Raw genomic sequence first — 12,171 nt, forward strand, 5'->3', positions numbered from 1 at the left:
AGCCTACGGGCTATCGGGTGGCACGATCACCTTGAGCACGCCAGGGTGCATGGTCACTTCAGCGGGAAGTGGCCCGATTCGCTCACCGTCGGCGTACACAATCTGATCCGGGGCATCCAACGTGATGGTGCGGCCGGTGTATTGCGTGACAGAGGGGTGGGTGATGTGGGTACCTTTATAGACCCGAGGGAAAACCCGCAAGAAGTCGATCTTTTTCACATCATGCAGCCAGGTCACGGTGAATAGGCCGTCATCGAGTTTCGCGCCCTCACAGACCTTCATACCGCCCCCGTAGGAAATGCCGTTACCTACCGCTACCAACATTCCGGCCTCGTTGATTTCCTTGCCGTCAATCGTCACCCGATACGGCAGTGGTTTGAAGGTGCGCAGTTCTTTCACAATGCCCAGAAAGTAGCGGGCTTCACCTTTAGGCCAGGTCATTTTGTTGGCGGTTTCGTTGACGCAACTGTCGAAGCCACTCGACAGCACCCCCATAAACCAGCGCTGACTACCGTCAGCGGTGGTGACGTGACCTGCATCGATAGTGCGTACCCGCTGTTCGGCCACAGCATCAGCCACACTCGCGAGATCGCCCTTGGGAATGCCGAGGGCCGCAGCATTGTCGTTACCGGTACCCAGCGGGGCGATCGCCAGCGGTGTGCCGGTGCCTACGATTGCCTGCAACGCCAGGTTGACGGTGCCGTCGCCGCCAGCGGCGATGACTGCATCCACGCCGTCGGCTACCGCCCGCCGAGTTAGTTCTAGGGCTTCGTCCGCTGTAGTTCCGACGAGGAAGTTGGAATCAATGCCGTGGCTACGCAGCTGCAGGGCGAGTTCGATGGCTTCTCGGCCACCTCGGCCCTTGCCGCTGGTGGGATTGATCAACACGGCGATCTTCTTGGTCATGCAGGCAGACTAGCCCGCCGTGACCTTCAGCCGGTTGAGCGGCTAGTCGGCGGAGGTTGGCGAGTCCACCGAGTCGGTGCCGTCGATGGCGGTGGGTGCATCAACTGGCGTCGTCTCATCGATGGGACGAATCTCGTCGTCGGGTACTGATTCCTCGGCAGCCTTCTTGCCAGCTCGCCGATCATGTAGCCACGCGATCCCCATCACTACCGTCAACAACAGCATGATCGGTAGCGCCAACATGGTCATGGTGATCGGGTTGCCATCGGGGGTGGCAACGGCCGCGAACAGGAAGATACCGACGATGATCCACCGCCACGCATTGATCATGGTGCTGGCAGGTAGCACGCCAGCCAAGTTCAACAATAAAGCGAACAGGGGCAGCAGGAAGCCGATCCCGAACACGATGACCGTGCGCAGGAAGAAGCTGACGTAGCGCGAGACATCGACGAAGTTGCTGACGCTTTCCGGGGTGAACCCCAGCAGGAAGTCCAGTGCGTTCGGCATGAATACGTAAGCCAACAGCGCGCCAGCGCAGAACAGTGGCGTTGCAATCGCGACCACGATGATGGACCAGCGCCGCTCGTGTTTGTGCAGTCCGGGGGTCACAAACCGCCACAGTTGATACAGCCAAATCGGAGAAGCCAACACCACCCCAGCAACTCCTGCCACCTTCAGTTGCAATACGAACGGATCGGCCACCCCGGTGAGAGTCAGTTGGACGTTTCGGCCAGCTTCCTGTGCTTCGATGACCACATCCAGGAATGGCTGGGAAATTAGCCGAAAAATCGCGTCATAGTAGATCCATGCAATCACCGCGCCAACGGCAATCGTTAGTGCGCTTTTGAAGAGTCGATTTCGTAGTTCGCGCAGATGACCAGACAGCGGCATCGCACCGCCGCGCGATCTTTTGGAGTCAGTCACGTCCGAGGGTTAGGGCTGCGACTTACTGGAGTCCGGTGCTGGGGCATCCGCGGCTTGGGGCTGCTGCTGCTCACCAGTTGCGGGGTTGGCCTGCGGTGGCGATGGCGGCAACTGCTCGTTAGTGGCAGCAGTCACTTGACTATCGCCGTTTTCGTCTTCCTCGTGCATGCCTTTGGTTTCAGCCTTGAGGATCCGCAACGAACGTCCGAGACCGCGTGCGGCATCGGGTAACCGCTTGGCGCCGAACAGCAGCAGAATGAGTACCAGAATGATGAGCCATTCGGCTCCCTGCGGGAAACGCATCTGTCCTCCATTCGGGACCGCGGTTGCCGTCCCTGCCGAACCAGCCACAGCGGGTTGTTGGCCTAAGACTATCGCGGAATCTCGCGATGGGAAGGCTAGTGGAGGGGTAGGTTGCCGCCGTTAGTGGCCAGCCGTCTCCCGAGCCAAGACCTGCACTAAGTTGTCGGTGTTCCGCAAAGTGAGGCCGAAGTCGATCAGATCATCGTGAGAGATAGCGGCACCAAAGTGCATTTCCAGCGCCTCCGCGGGCACATGCACCCGCTCGACGGTGACTCCCGCGCCTCGGAGGAGACTCACGACTTCGTCATCGGCTGACTTAGTGACTTCGTCTTCACAGGAGGGACAAATGAACTGGTAGGTGGCCCAGCCGGCCGCCGGGGCGACGACGACATGGATTTCACGAGGTTTGAGGTCAATGTCACCGCAGGTGGGGCAAGTGGCTTTGATCGTTGTCATGGCCACCACCTCCGGCGGGGTCGGTTATCACTTACCGGAAGCATCCCCTGACCGAATCAGGTTTGCAGCCTGAACGGGGTGCACTTCGCCCGATCGTTGCATCTAGCCGGACACAGCCACCCATTCCGGACACTACGAAATCCGTGACTACGGAATCCGTAGTGGGCCACGCTTAGACATCTTCGGGAACCGTCGTGACAACTGGTTTACCGCCACAGGGGGTAGTTAAGTGGTTGCGCTGTGTTTCCAGCGAAGCGCGGGCTAGGACGGTGGCGGCTGGATGCTGTCCAACTCCACGACGAAGGCCAACGCCTCATCGGGCTGAATACTAGGCGGCGCGCCCGCGGGGCCATAAGCCAAGTCTGCGGGAATCAGCAGCAGACGGGCACCGCCTGGCTTCATCCCGGCAACACCCTGGGTCCAGCCGGGGATGACCTGATTGAGCGGGAAGGTGGCCGGTTCGCCACGGGAGTAGGAGGAATCGAATTCTTCTCGACTCTTGTAACCAACACCGATGTAGTCCACTGTGACGGTGTCCTGTTGGGTAGCTTCTTCACCTGCGCCCTCGCACAGATCAAAGACCTCAAGTTCGGTGGGTACCGGAGCGTCTTTGCCTACCACTAGTGTCACGGGTCCGTCGTCGCCGGTTGCTGTCGTGGTCACACCCTGTTCGGTAGTGTCGAAACTGCAGGTTTCGTTCGGATCACCAACGGTTGCGGTCTCAGAATCAGCACACCCGCTGATTACCAGAGCGGCTGCGGCAAGTGGCAAAAGTAGACGAGTTAGACGCATGCCGGTCACTGTACTACCCGGCTATGAATGCACTGACAGCGCCGCGCGGATGTGTCACATGCTCTCGATCAGCCGCTCGACCCGCTCGTCGGTGTTGCGGAACGGATCCTTACATAGCACGGTCCGCTGTGCCTGATCGTTGAGTTTCAGGTGTACCCAATCCACGGTGTGATCTCGGCGCCGTTCCTGAGCGCGGCGAATGAAGTCGCCGCGCAACTTTGCACGAGTGGTTTGCGGTGGCACAGTTTTAGCCTCAAAAACATCGAGGTCTGAGACCACCCGTTCGACTTTGTCTTTTCGAGCCAGCAGGTAGTACAGCCCGCGTTCGCGAGAGATGTCATGGTAGGCAAGGTCCATCAACGCAACCTGTGGGCTGGACAATGACAGTGAATGCTTGGCCATATAGCGCTCGATCAGTTCCCACTTGATCATCCAGTCGATCTCACCACGCACCAGATCGTGGTTTTGTGTCTCCACCGCCTCCAGGGTGCGCCGCCATAGGTCGAGAACCCGGGCGTAGATCGGCACTTGATCGAGGCCGGTCCGCTGCGCGAAGGCATCCACCCGGTCGAAGTATTCGTGCTGGATGTCGAGTGCACTCACTTCGCGACCATTCGCCAGCCGTACTGTGGTCTTGCCGGTGAGGTCGTGGCTGATTTCTCGGATTGCCCTAATTGGGTTTTCCAATGTCATGTCGCGAACCGTGCCGCCGTCCTCCAGCATCCGCAGCACCAAATCCGCACTGCCCACTTTGAGCATGGTGGTGGTCTCGGACATATTGGAGTCCCCCACGATGACGTGCAGTCGGCGGAACCGCTCCGCATCGGCGTGTGGCTCGTCCCGGGTATTGATGATTGGCCGGGATCGAGTGGTGGCGCTAGAGACGCCCTCCCAGACATGTTCAGCGCGTTGGCTCACGCAATACACCGCGCCCCGAGGAGTTTGCAGTACCTTTCCTGCCCCAACAATGATTTGCCGGGAGATGAGGAACGGCAGCAGCGCGTCTGCTAACCGACCGAACTCCCCCACTCGCGCCACCAGGTAGTTCTCGTGGCAGCCGTAGGAGTTACCGGCCGAGTCAGTGTTGTTCTTGAACAGATAGATTTCGCCGGCTATGCCCTCTTCGCGGAGGCGCCGTTCGGCGTCGACCAATAAGCCTTCCAGAATGCGTTCCCCCGCACGATCTTGCGCTACCAACTGCGTGATGTCATCACATTCCGCGGTGGCGTACTCGGGATGACTGCCCACATCCAAATACAGTCGTGCGCCATTGCGCAAGAAGACGTTGCTCGAGCGACCCCAGGACACGACTCGACGGAAAAGATAGCGAGCGACCTCATCGGGGCTTAACCGTCGCTGCCCTTGAAAGGTGCAGGTGACCCCGTATTCGGTCTCGATGCCGTAAATCCGCCGGTCCATGTCTCGCTAAGCCTCCCCCAGCAGTTCCGCTATTTCATCGCTTTCGAGTCGCCGGAACCGACGACGTGGTCGATTCCGATCCAACACGGCAGCCTCGAGATGGTCGGGCTGCAGCACTCGATCCTCGTGACCGGTTTCCGACAGACTTCGCAGGCAAACCTGCAGGGCAGCAGCTAGATCCATATCTGCTGACCAATGCTCACCCAGATGGGCGCTGATCTCTTCGCTGGACCCGCCCATCGCGACAAAGTGACGTTCATCAGCCACCGATCCGTCGAAACGCAGCCGGTACAGCTGGTCATCAGCCGGGCTATTGCCGACTTCTGCCACTACGATTTCCACCTCATAAGGCTTCTGGGTTTCAGTGAAGATAGTGCCCAAGGTGGTGGCGTAGGCGTTGGCCAGCGCCCGCGCCGTTACATCAGTACGGTCATAGGAGAATCCGCGCATATCGGCTAGCCGGATCCCGGCCACCCGCAAACTTTCGAACTCGTTGTATTTGCCCACCGCAGCGAATGCGATCCGGTCATAGATTTCCGAAATCTTGTGCAGCGCCCGCGATGGATTCTCCGCGACGAACAGGATCCCGTCGCCGTATTCGACTGCCACCACGCTGCGACCGCGGGCGATGCCCTTACGGGCAAAGTCAGCCTTATCCTTCATCACCTGTTCAGGTGAGACGTAGAACGGCATCGACATCAGGCATCACCGCCCATCGAAGCCAGCGGGCCGTCGGGTCGCCGGTTGCGCTGAGCCAGCATTAGGTTCGTAGCCTCGGCAATCTGGTCCTCGGCCACGCGACGGAAACCCGCATCATTGACCACTGCAATGGTGGGGAAAATCCGTCGACTCACATCCGGGCCACCGGTTGCGGAGTCATCGTCGGCTGCATCGTAGAGCGCTTCCAAGACCACGAGTACCGCAGTGTCTTCCGATTGATCCGGAGACTGCAGTTTCTTCAGCGAACCGCGAGCGAAGTAAGAACCGGACCCGATCGAATAGAAATCATGCTCCTCGTAACGACCACCGGTGACATCGTAGGAGAAGATCCGGCCAGTCGCGGCCTTGTTGTCGTAGCCGGCAAGCAACGGCACTGCCGCTAGACCTTGCATTGCTAAACCCAGATTTCCTCGTAACAAGGTGCCGAGACGATTGGCCTTGCCTTCGGTGGACAGCTGCGTACCTTCAATTTTTTCGTAATGTTCTAACTCCACCTGGTACAGCCGCACTAGTTCGACGGCAATCCCGGCACTGCCGGCGATACCGACAGCGGTGTGGTCATCAGCGCTGAAGATCTTGTCGATATCCCGTTGCGCGATCACGTTGCCCATGGTTGCCCGGCGATCTCCCGCAAGAACGACTCCCCCGGCGTACTTCACTGCCACGATGGTGGTGCCGTGCGGGGCTAGATCGGCGTCGGCTTTCGCATCCCGATCTGGTAGTAGTTGCGGGTAAGTCCGGCTGACGAATTCCGCGAATGATGAGGTGCCGCGATCCAGGAAGGCTGGCGACAACCCGAACGATTCGGTCACTACTGACCGCCCTTCTGCACGAAACCGCGAACGAACTCCTCGGCATTTTCTTCTAGCAGGTCATCGATCTCATCGAGGATTTCATCCACCTCGGCGTCAATCGCCTCTTTGCGCTCGGCAGCCTCTGGACTGGGTTCGGGGGGTGGGGTCTCTTCGGACTCCTCACTGCTCGATTTGGAGCTGTGCTGGCGTCTGTCCTGCGTAGCCACGGTGACTCCTTTTCATCTGCTGTTATGGACCCTAGTACCCCAATGCCCCCTGCGGGTGCCCAAATCTGGTTTCAGTCGCAGTCTGGCTAGTATCGCCGGGTTATTCCGGTTCGGCCAGCGGTGGCCGTGATTGGTCTCGTTACGGTTTAACTTCGACGTTGCGCGGGTGGTTCAGAATCCGCGCCCTCGTCTTGTGTGACTGGGCGAAGACCACGCCGGTTGAACAGGAAGATCAGGGTTGCGACCAGGCCGACGCAGCCGCCAAGCAGCCCTTGTGCGCGATAACCAGCGACGAGACCTTCCCGGAGTTCCGCGTCATATTCGGATACCAGATCCACTGAGACGGCGTTTTGTGCGGCGATCTCCTCACTACTGGTACCGTCACGAATCTCATCAATGATGGCTACGGCCTGTTCCCAATCGCCACCTTGCTCGGACACCAGATTCTCAACGGTGCGTTCGGCAGCGCCGAATGCGATGGTGGCAGTCAGTACTACCCCCACCGCGACGCCCACGGCGCCGGCGGCACCGCGAATAGCCGAAGCACTGCCCTCTTTACCAGCCGGGGCGCGGTTCATGATGGCGTTGGTCATTACGACGCCGCCGCCGGTGAAAGCCAGCGAGAATAAACAGAGCACCAAAACTGGGTAGATGATGCTGATGTCGACGGTTTGCCCCACCGTGAGGAAGAGCGCGAGGGTGACCCCCGACAGCATGACAGTCCCGGCTATCCGCACCCCGAGTCGCTGCAGCAGGCTCTTGGCAAACCAGGCGCCAGCGATGCCGGCCACCTGGCTGGGAACCATCAACAGGGCAGCTTGCGTGGCGCTATACCCGTATACGTTCTGCGCGCCGACGGCGAAGTAGTACCAGAGGTTGGAGAACGGCAGTAGCGCAACCACGATCAGCAAGAGTTTGAAGCCGCCGTGTCTGAAAACTGATAGATCCAGCGTGGGCGATGCCAACCGAACCATGAGTTGCCATAGCGCAACTAGCGCCACGAGTGCAGCGACCAACCACACGATAGTTTTGGGAGCAGTCAGACCTTCGTAGCTGATACTGCTGACGAACTGCACCAGTCCGGCGAGCACCAGACCGGCCAGCGCCGGGGTCCACATTTCGCCGGCAGCCGACTGTTCTTCGTCAGGGGGCAACATCCGCCGGGCCGCCAGCAGTGCGCAAAAAGCGAGCAGCGTCCACATGCCCACTACGACCCGCCAGGAGGTGTTGTCAATCAGCAGACTCGCCACGATTGGCGCGACCAGGTACACCACCGGGATCGCTAGGCCCAGCATGGCGAAGCCGGTGGCCCGCTCGTCTTTGCTGGTGAGACGCGCCGCAATGAGGCTGACCGCCACCACTGCGATGCCCTGCTTTCCGATGCTGCCCAACAGCATTCCCAGTGAGACCACTGGCATCCCGGGCGCGATCATCACCAGGACGTACCCCAGCGTCATAACGGCGGCACTGATGGAGATCACCCGTTTGGCGCCCAACCGAGAGCCCCAGACTCCTGCGAGGAAAATGACTAGCAACGCGCCGATGCTGGGAAGTTGCCTTAGCAGCGAAGTTTGATCGTCTGTGGCGTTCAAGTCCGTGGTGAGCGGGTCAATAACGAAGTTGTAGGTCGCACTGGCGATCACTGCACATGCCATGATCGCGGCCACGCCGACGACGAGTTGTCGCTGCGCGCCGGTCAGTTTGGTCTTGGTACCGGACATAGGCCGAGGTTACGGACTTGGTGAGGCGAAGGCACAGCTTTCTTCGCTGCGTCGGCTACTCGTTGGCAGTCAGCGCCTGCACCAGTTCCGTGCCGGTGGCAGTGCGGTCCAGCAACTCACCTACGTGGGCGCGTGTGCCGCGGAATGGGTCGAGGGTGGGGACTCGCTGCAACGCCGCGCGCTCTGGCAGGTCAAAGATGACCGAGTCCCAAGACGCGGCCACGATGTCGTCGCCGTAGCGCCGGATACACTCACCCCGGAACCAAGCGCGCGTGTCGTCCGGTGGGGAGACTACGGCGGCGGCGACCTCAGCATCGGTGGTGATGCGCTGTAGCGCACCCCGTTCCTGCAACCGTTGTGCCAACCCCTTGACCGGGTTTACGTCGCTGTATTGCAGATCCACTAGTGCGAGTCGGGCGGCATCCCAATCGAGGGAATCCCGGCGCCGGTAGCCGTCTAGCAACTTCTTCTTGGCGACCCAGTCCAACTGATCTGCCAGCGACATCGGGTCAGACTCTAAGGCGGTGAGTACCTCAGACCACCGGCGCAGCACGTCGCGGGTTTGCTCATCGGCCGACAGTCCCATGGTCTCGTTGACGTGCTTGTCTGCTTGTTCCAGGAACTCCCACTGCAATTGGACTGCAGTGAGTTTGCGGCCATCGCGCAGTGCAATGCGGTAGTTGAGCTCTGGGTCGTGAGAGACCGCGTGAAGTGCTGCGACTGGGTGTTCCGGGAACAGCCCTGATGCCACTACTCCGGCTTCTAACGCTGAGAGTACGAGCGCGGTCGTACCCATCTTGAGGTAGGTCGCGATCTCGGACAGGTTGGCGTCACCAATGATCACGTGCAGCCTGCGATACTTTTCCGGATCGGCGTGCGGCTCATCGCGGGTGTTGATGATGGGACGTTTAATGGTGGTTTCTAATCCCACCTCGACCTCGAAGAAGTCCGCACGCTGGCTGAGTTGGAAAGCGGCCCGGTTCCCGTCCTGACCGATACCGATTCGCCCAGAGCCAGCGATGACCTGCCGAGAAACGAAGAACGGAGTCAATGCAGTGACGATATCGCTGAACGGGGTTTCGCGGCCCAACAGATAGTTTTCGTGCGTTCCGTACGACGCTCCCTTGTTGTCGGTGTTGTTCTTATACAACTGCAGCGGAAAGCCACCAGGCAAAGCGGAGGCAAGTGACGCGGCTCTCGCCATCACTCGCTCCCCTGCCTTATCCCACAACACGGCATCACGCGGCGAGGTTACTTCCGGGGTGGAGTACTCGGGATGAGCGTGATCTACGTAGAGCCGCGCACCGTTAGTGAGGATCACATTCGCTAGCCCGAGATCCTCATCAGTCAACTGCGAGGGATCAGCCTCGGCACGTGATTGGTCGAAGCCGCGGGCGTCACGTAGCGGACTTTCTTCGTCGTAGTCCCAGCGGGCGCGCGACTGGCGATCTCCTAACACCTCGACCGCGTAGGCGTTGACGACCTGGCTGGAGGCCATCATCGCGTTTACATGCGGCCGACCGGGCACGGAAATCCCGTATTCGGTTTCGATACCCATGATCCGGTGCACTGACATGGTCAGAGCCTAACGTCGGATCGGCCCGAGTACATCGTTCGAGCCCAGACCAAATAACTCCACGCTCGTTCGGCGGCACCTCTGACTCATGAACGGCTACCTCGCAGTGGCGGTAACCTCCTGCCCGCAGCGGCAGGGGCGCAGTCATCTCGTCACCGGGTGAGTTCGAAGAGTTGCGGGTCCAAGCCTCTGAGAGGCCCGTGTGCGGGTAACGAAAGATCCCCCATATATCTATTGAAAAGCAAACGAGCGACCGGTCTCACCCACGAATTCGATTGGTTACCTCAAGATTGCCTAATTTGGCTGGACCCGTTTGGCGCACTGGCGCCAAATTTCATTAGTTAATCCTGAACTTGAGAGGTGGCGTCGTGTCTATACGGGAAATATCTGGGTCGGCTCGATTCGTTTTGGCGGTGGTAGTGTCTGCGGTTCTGACTGCGGGGGTACTCCTCGCTGCTCCGAACTCCGCACGAGCGGATATGACATGGGGTTCGGTGTCGGATCTTCCGGATGGTGGTTTTGGGCAGTATCCGATGGTGGCGATGAGTTCGGATGGTCAGGTTCGCGCTTACACGTTCAGGGCTTCGGATGTAAGTAGGCAGCGGGTGGTGTTTTCCACCGATGGCGGGTCCACGTATAACGATCATGATGTGACCTCGGGTAGCACGACCAGTGAGGCTGGCGTGTTGGGGATGAGTGATGACGGTCAAACGATGGCTGTGGTGTATCGGCGGTGGCCGGGAACGTATGCGTCGCTGTCCACGGATGGTGGTAGCACCTGGTCGGCTGAGCAGACGCTGAGTGATGGTGCCAGCGGTCGGGCGTGGGCGCCGCAGGTTGCGGTGAGTGGTGATGGGCAAACCATCGTCTATGCCTGGTACGCCACACTGAGCAGTAAGGACAATGCGCAGTTCGTCTACAGCACTGATGGTGGTCAGACCTGGGGTAGCACGATTACGCCGTCGACTCCTGGTGTCGCGATCGAGCAGGACGTCAACGTTGTGGTCAGTGATGATGGTCAAACGATTGCGTTGGGCTGGAAATCAGACAACACCACCACCCAGGGCTACTACAGTTTCGACGGCGGTACCAACTGGACCACGAAGGATATTTCAGCCGAAGGTGATGGCACCACCGGCAGCAACATGCCCCACCTCGGTGTGAGTGGCGACGGCAGCACGTTGGCATATTTCTGGGTTGCTGGCACGAGCGTGCAGACCGCGGTGACCAGTGACGCCGGATCGTCTTGGACGAACAAGGTGCTGTCTTCCGGGCGGACCGCGTATGGCTGGCCGCGGGTGTTGTTGGACAAGGACGGTAGCCACCGGTTGTACGGGTGGGCCGACAACCCCGCCGGTAACTGGGTCACCCGGCAATCCTTTACCTCCGATGGTGGCAGCAGCTGGACCGAGGACGTGGCGTTGTCGGTAGGCACCAATGCCAGTGGTCCGAAGCTTGCGATGAGTGATGACGGCACGGTGATGACCAGTGCTTGGCGGGAACGAGACACCAACAGCGTGTTCAATCTTCACGCTGCCACCACCATCAACGGTGGCAGTGATTGGGCCTCCAAGCAGCTGTCCGACAACAATGACTCCAGCGGCGCGGCTATCTACCAGTACCCGGCTGTGAGCGGCGATGGCACCGCCATGGCCTACACCTGGCAGTTCGGCCCCTGGGGCAGCCACCGCATCCAAACTGTTGCAACCATCACTGGTTTGCAGCCACCGGGTAACAACCCCGCACCGGCCCCCGCACCGGGCAACGACCCTGCACCGGTACCGGGCAACGATCCCGCTCCGGCTCCGGCGACTGGTAGCGATCCCGCACCGGTGACCCAGCCACAGCCGGGTACCGCGATGTTGCCCCCTGCCGCCCCGCAGAAGGTGAGTAGGGCGTTGGCCAAGCTGAAGAAGACGCTGGCGACCGGAAACGGTGGCGTTAAGGCGATGCGGTTGAAGTTGCGACTACCTGGCGATGCAGATGCTCGGCCAACCAAGATTCAGTGGCGGTTCAAGGTGCTGGGTGCAGACACGACCCGCGCCAAGGACTGGGCCGGCTGGCGGTCAATCGCAGTGGACTCGCAGGCCAAGAAGGTCCGACTGGACTTCCTTGACGTCAAGAAGGTACGCAAGTCGCTGACTGGCGCAACCCACAACGATGCGACAGTGAAGGTGCAAGTCCGGACCGCGAACGACGCCGGCACTAGCAAGGCCACCTCGGTGCGGCTCAAGCCTCGCGCGGCAGTTCCCACCCTGCCCGCCAACGGCTAGTCCTCGGTAGCGATAGCGCCCCCCGCCCCGCAACGGGGTGTGGGGGCGCTGTCATGTCTG

At 60.1% G+C, this 12,171-nt stretch carries 12 protein-coding genes; 1 reads left to right on the top strand and 11 read right to left on the bottom strand.

Going from position 1 to position 12,171, the window contains the following annotated elements:
* Nucleotides 1-3: 3 nt before the first annotated feature.
* The 11 genes from K0U62_02580 to K0U62_02630 all read right to left on the bottom strand — a co-directional run bounded on the left by K0U62_02580 (nt 4) and on the right by K0U62_02630 (nt 9,838).
* The gene (locus K0U62_02580) at nt 4-906 is read right to left on the bottom strand and encodes a YegS/Rv2252/BmrU family lipid kinase (protein ID MCH9800404.1); all 903 of its coding nucleotides are present in this window, start codon (nt 904-906) and stop codon (nt 4-6) included.
* Between the two features lie 42 nt (nt 907-948).
* Nucleotides 949-1,830, bottom strand: coding sequence for a twin-arginine translocase subunit TatC (gene tatC, locus K0U62_02585; GenBank protein ID MCH9800405.1), 882 nt, complete (start codon nt 1,828-1,830; stop codon nt 949-951).
* A gap of 9 nt (nt 1,831-1,839) precedes the next feature.
* Entirely contained in the window at nt 1,840-2,133 is a 294-nt protein-coding gene (gene tatA / locus K0U62_02590) for a Sec-independent protein translocase subunit TatA (protein MCH9800406.1), read from the bottom strand.
* 120 nt (nt 2,134-2,253) lie between these two features.
* On the bottom strand, nt 2,254-2,589 hold the full coding sequence (locus K0U62_02595) for a hypothetical protein (GenBank protein MCH9800407.1): 336 nt from the start codon (nt 2,587-2,589) through the stop codon (nt 2,254-2,256).
* A 261-nt stretch (nt 2,590-2,850) separates the two neighbouring features.
* Nucleotides 2,851-3,381, bottom strand: coding sequence for an FKBP-type peptidyl-prolyl cis-trans isomerase (locus K0U62_02600; GenBank protein ID MCH9800408.1), 531 nt, complete (start codon nt 3,379-3,381; stop codon nt 2,851-2,853).
* A gap of 54 nt (nt 3,382-3,435) precedes the next feature.
* On the bottom strand, nt 3,436-4,800 hold the full coding sequence (pafA, locus tag K0U62_02605; GenBank protein ID MCH9800409.1) for a Pup--protein ligase: 1,365 nt from the start codon (nt 4,798-4,800) through the stop codon (nt 3,436-3,438).
* A 6-nt stretch (nt 4,801-4,806) separates the two neighbouring features.
* A complete protein-coding gene (prcA, locus tag K0U62_02610; GenBank protein MCH9800410.1) occupies nt 4,807-5,499 on the bottom strand; it encodes a proteasome subunit alpha in 693 nt (230 codons plus the stop codon).
* Nucleotides 5,499-6,332 (bottom strand): proteasome subunit beta, encoded by an 834-nt coding sequence (gene prcB, locus K0U62_02615; protein MCH9800411.1) that lies wholly within the window; start codon nt 6,330-6,332, stop codon nt 5,499-5,501. Before prcB ends, prcA begins: the two co-directional genes overlap by 1 nt.
* Nucleotides 6,332-6,541: a ubiquitin-like protein Pup gene (locus K0U62_02620; GenBank protein ID MCH9800412.1), complete on the bottom strand. Its 210-nt coding sequence runs from the start codon at nt 6,539-6,541 to the stop codon at nt 6,332-6,334. Before K0U62_02620 ends, prcB begins: the two co-directional genes overlap by 1 nt.
* A 146-nt stretch (nt 6,542-6,687) precedes the next feature.
* Complete coding sequence (locus K0U62_02625; protein MCH9800413.1) at nt 6,688-8,262, bottom strand: MFS transporter; 1,575 nt, start codon at nt 8,260-8,262, stop codon at nt 6,688-6,690.
* A gap of 55 nt (nt 8,263-8,317) precedes the next feature.
* Nucleotides 8,318-9,838: a proteasome accessory factor PafA2 gene (locus K0U62_02630; protein ID MCH9800414.1), complete on the bottom strand. Its 1,521-nt coding sequence runs from the start codon at nt 9,836-9,838 to the stop codon at nt 8,318-8,320.
* A 368-nt stretch (nt 9,839-10,206) separates the two neighbouring features.
* Here K0U62_02630 and K0U62_02635 point away from each other — a divergent pair, with 368 nt between their 5' ends.
* Nucleotides 10,207-12,111, top strand: coding sequence for a hypothetical protein (locus K0U62_02635; protein MCH9800415.1), 1,905 nt, complete (start codon nt 10,207-10,209; stop codon nt 12,109-12,111).
* Nucleotides 12,112-12,171 lie beyond the last annotated feature (60 nt).

The sequence above is a fragment of the Actinomycetes bacterium genome, assembly GCA_022599915.1.
In the GTDB taxonomy this organism is placed as follows: Bacteria; Actinomycetota; Actinomycetes; order S36-B12.

Bases quoted from the DNA above. Each gene is read 5' to 3' on its own strand.
- K0U62_02580 (MCH9800404.1), bottom strand. From the start codon at position 906: ATGACCAAGAAGATCGCCGTGTTGATCAATCCCACCAGCGGCAAGGGC.
- tatA (MCH9800406.1), bottom strand. From the start codon at position 2,133: ATGCGTTTCCCGCAGGGAGCCGAATGGCTCATCATTCTGGTACTCATT.
- K0U62_02595 (MCH9800407.1), bottom strand. From the start codon at position 2,589: ATGACAACGATCAAAGCCACTTGCCCCACCTGCGGTGACATTGACCTC.
- K0U62_02600 (MCH9800408.1), bottom strand. From the start codon at position 3,381: ATGCGTCTAACTCGTCTACTTTTGCCACTTGCCGCAGCCGCTCTGGTA.
- pafA (MCH9800409.1), bottom strand. From the start codon at position 4,800: ATGGACCGGCGGATTTACGGCATCGAGACCGAATACGGGGTCACCTGC.
- prcA (MCH9800410.1), bottom strand. From the start codon at position 5,499: ATGTCGATGCCGTTCTACGTCTCACCTGAACAGGTGATGAAGGATAAG.
- K0U62_02625 (MCH9800413.1), bottom strand. From the start codon at position 8,262: ATGTCCGGTACCAAGACCAAACTGACCGGCGCGCAGCGACAACTCGTC.
- K0U62_02630 (MCH9800414.1), bottom strand. From the start codon at position 9,838: ATGTCAGTGCACCGGATCATGGGTATCGAAACCGAATACGGGATTTCC.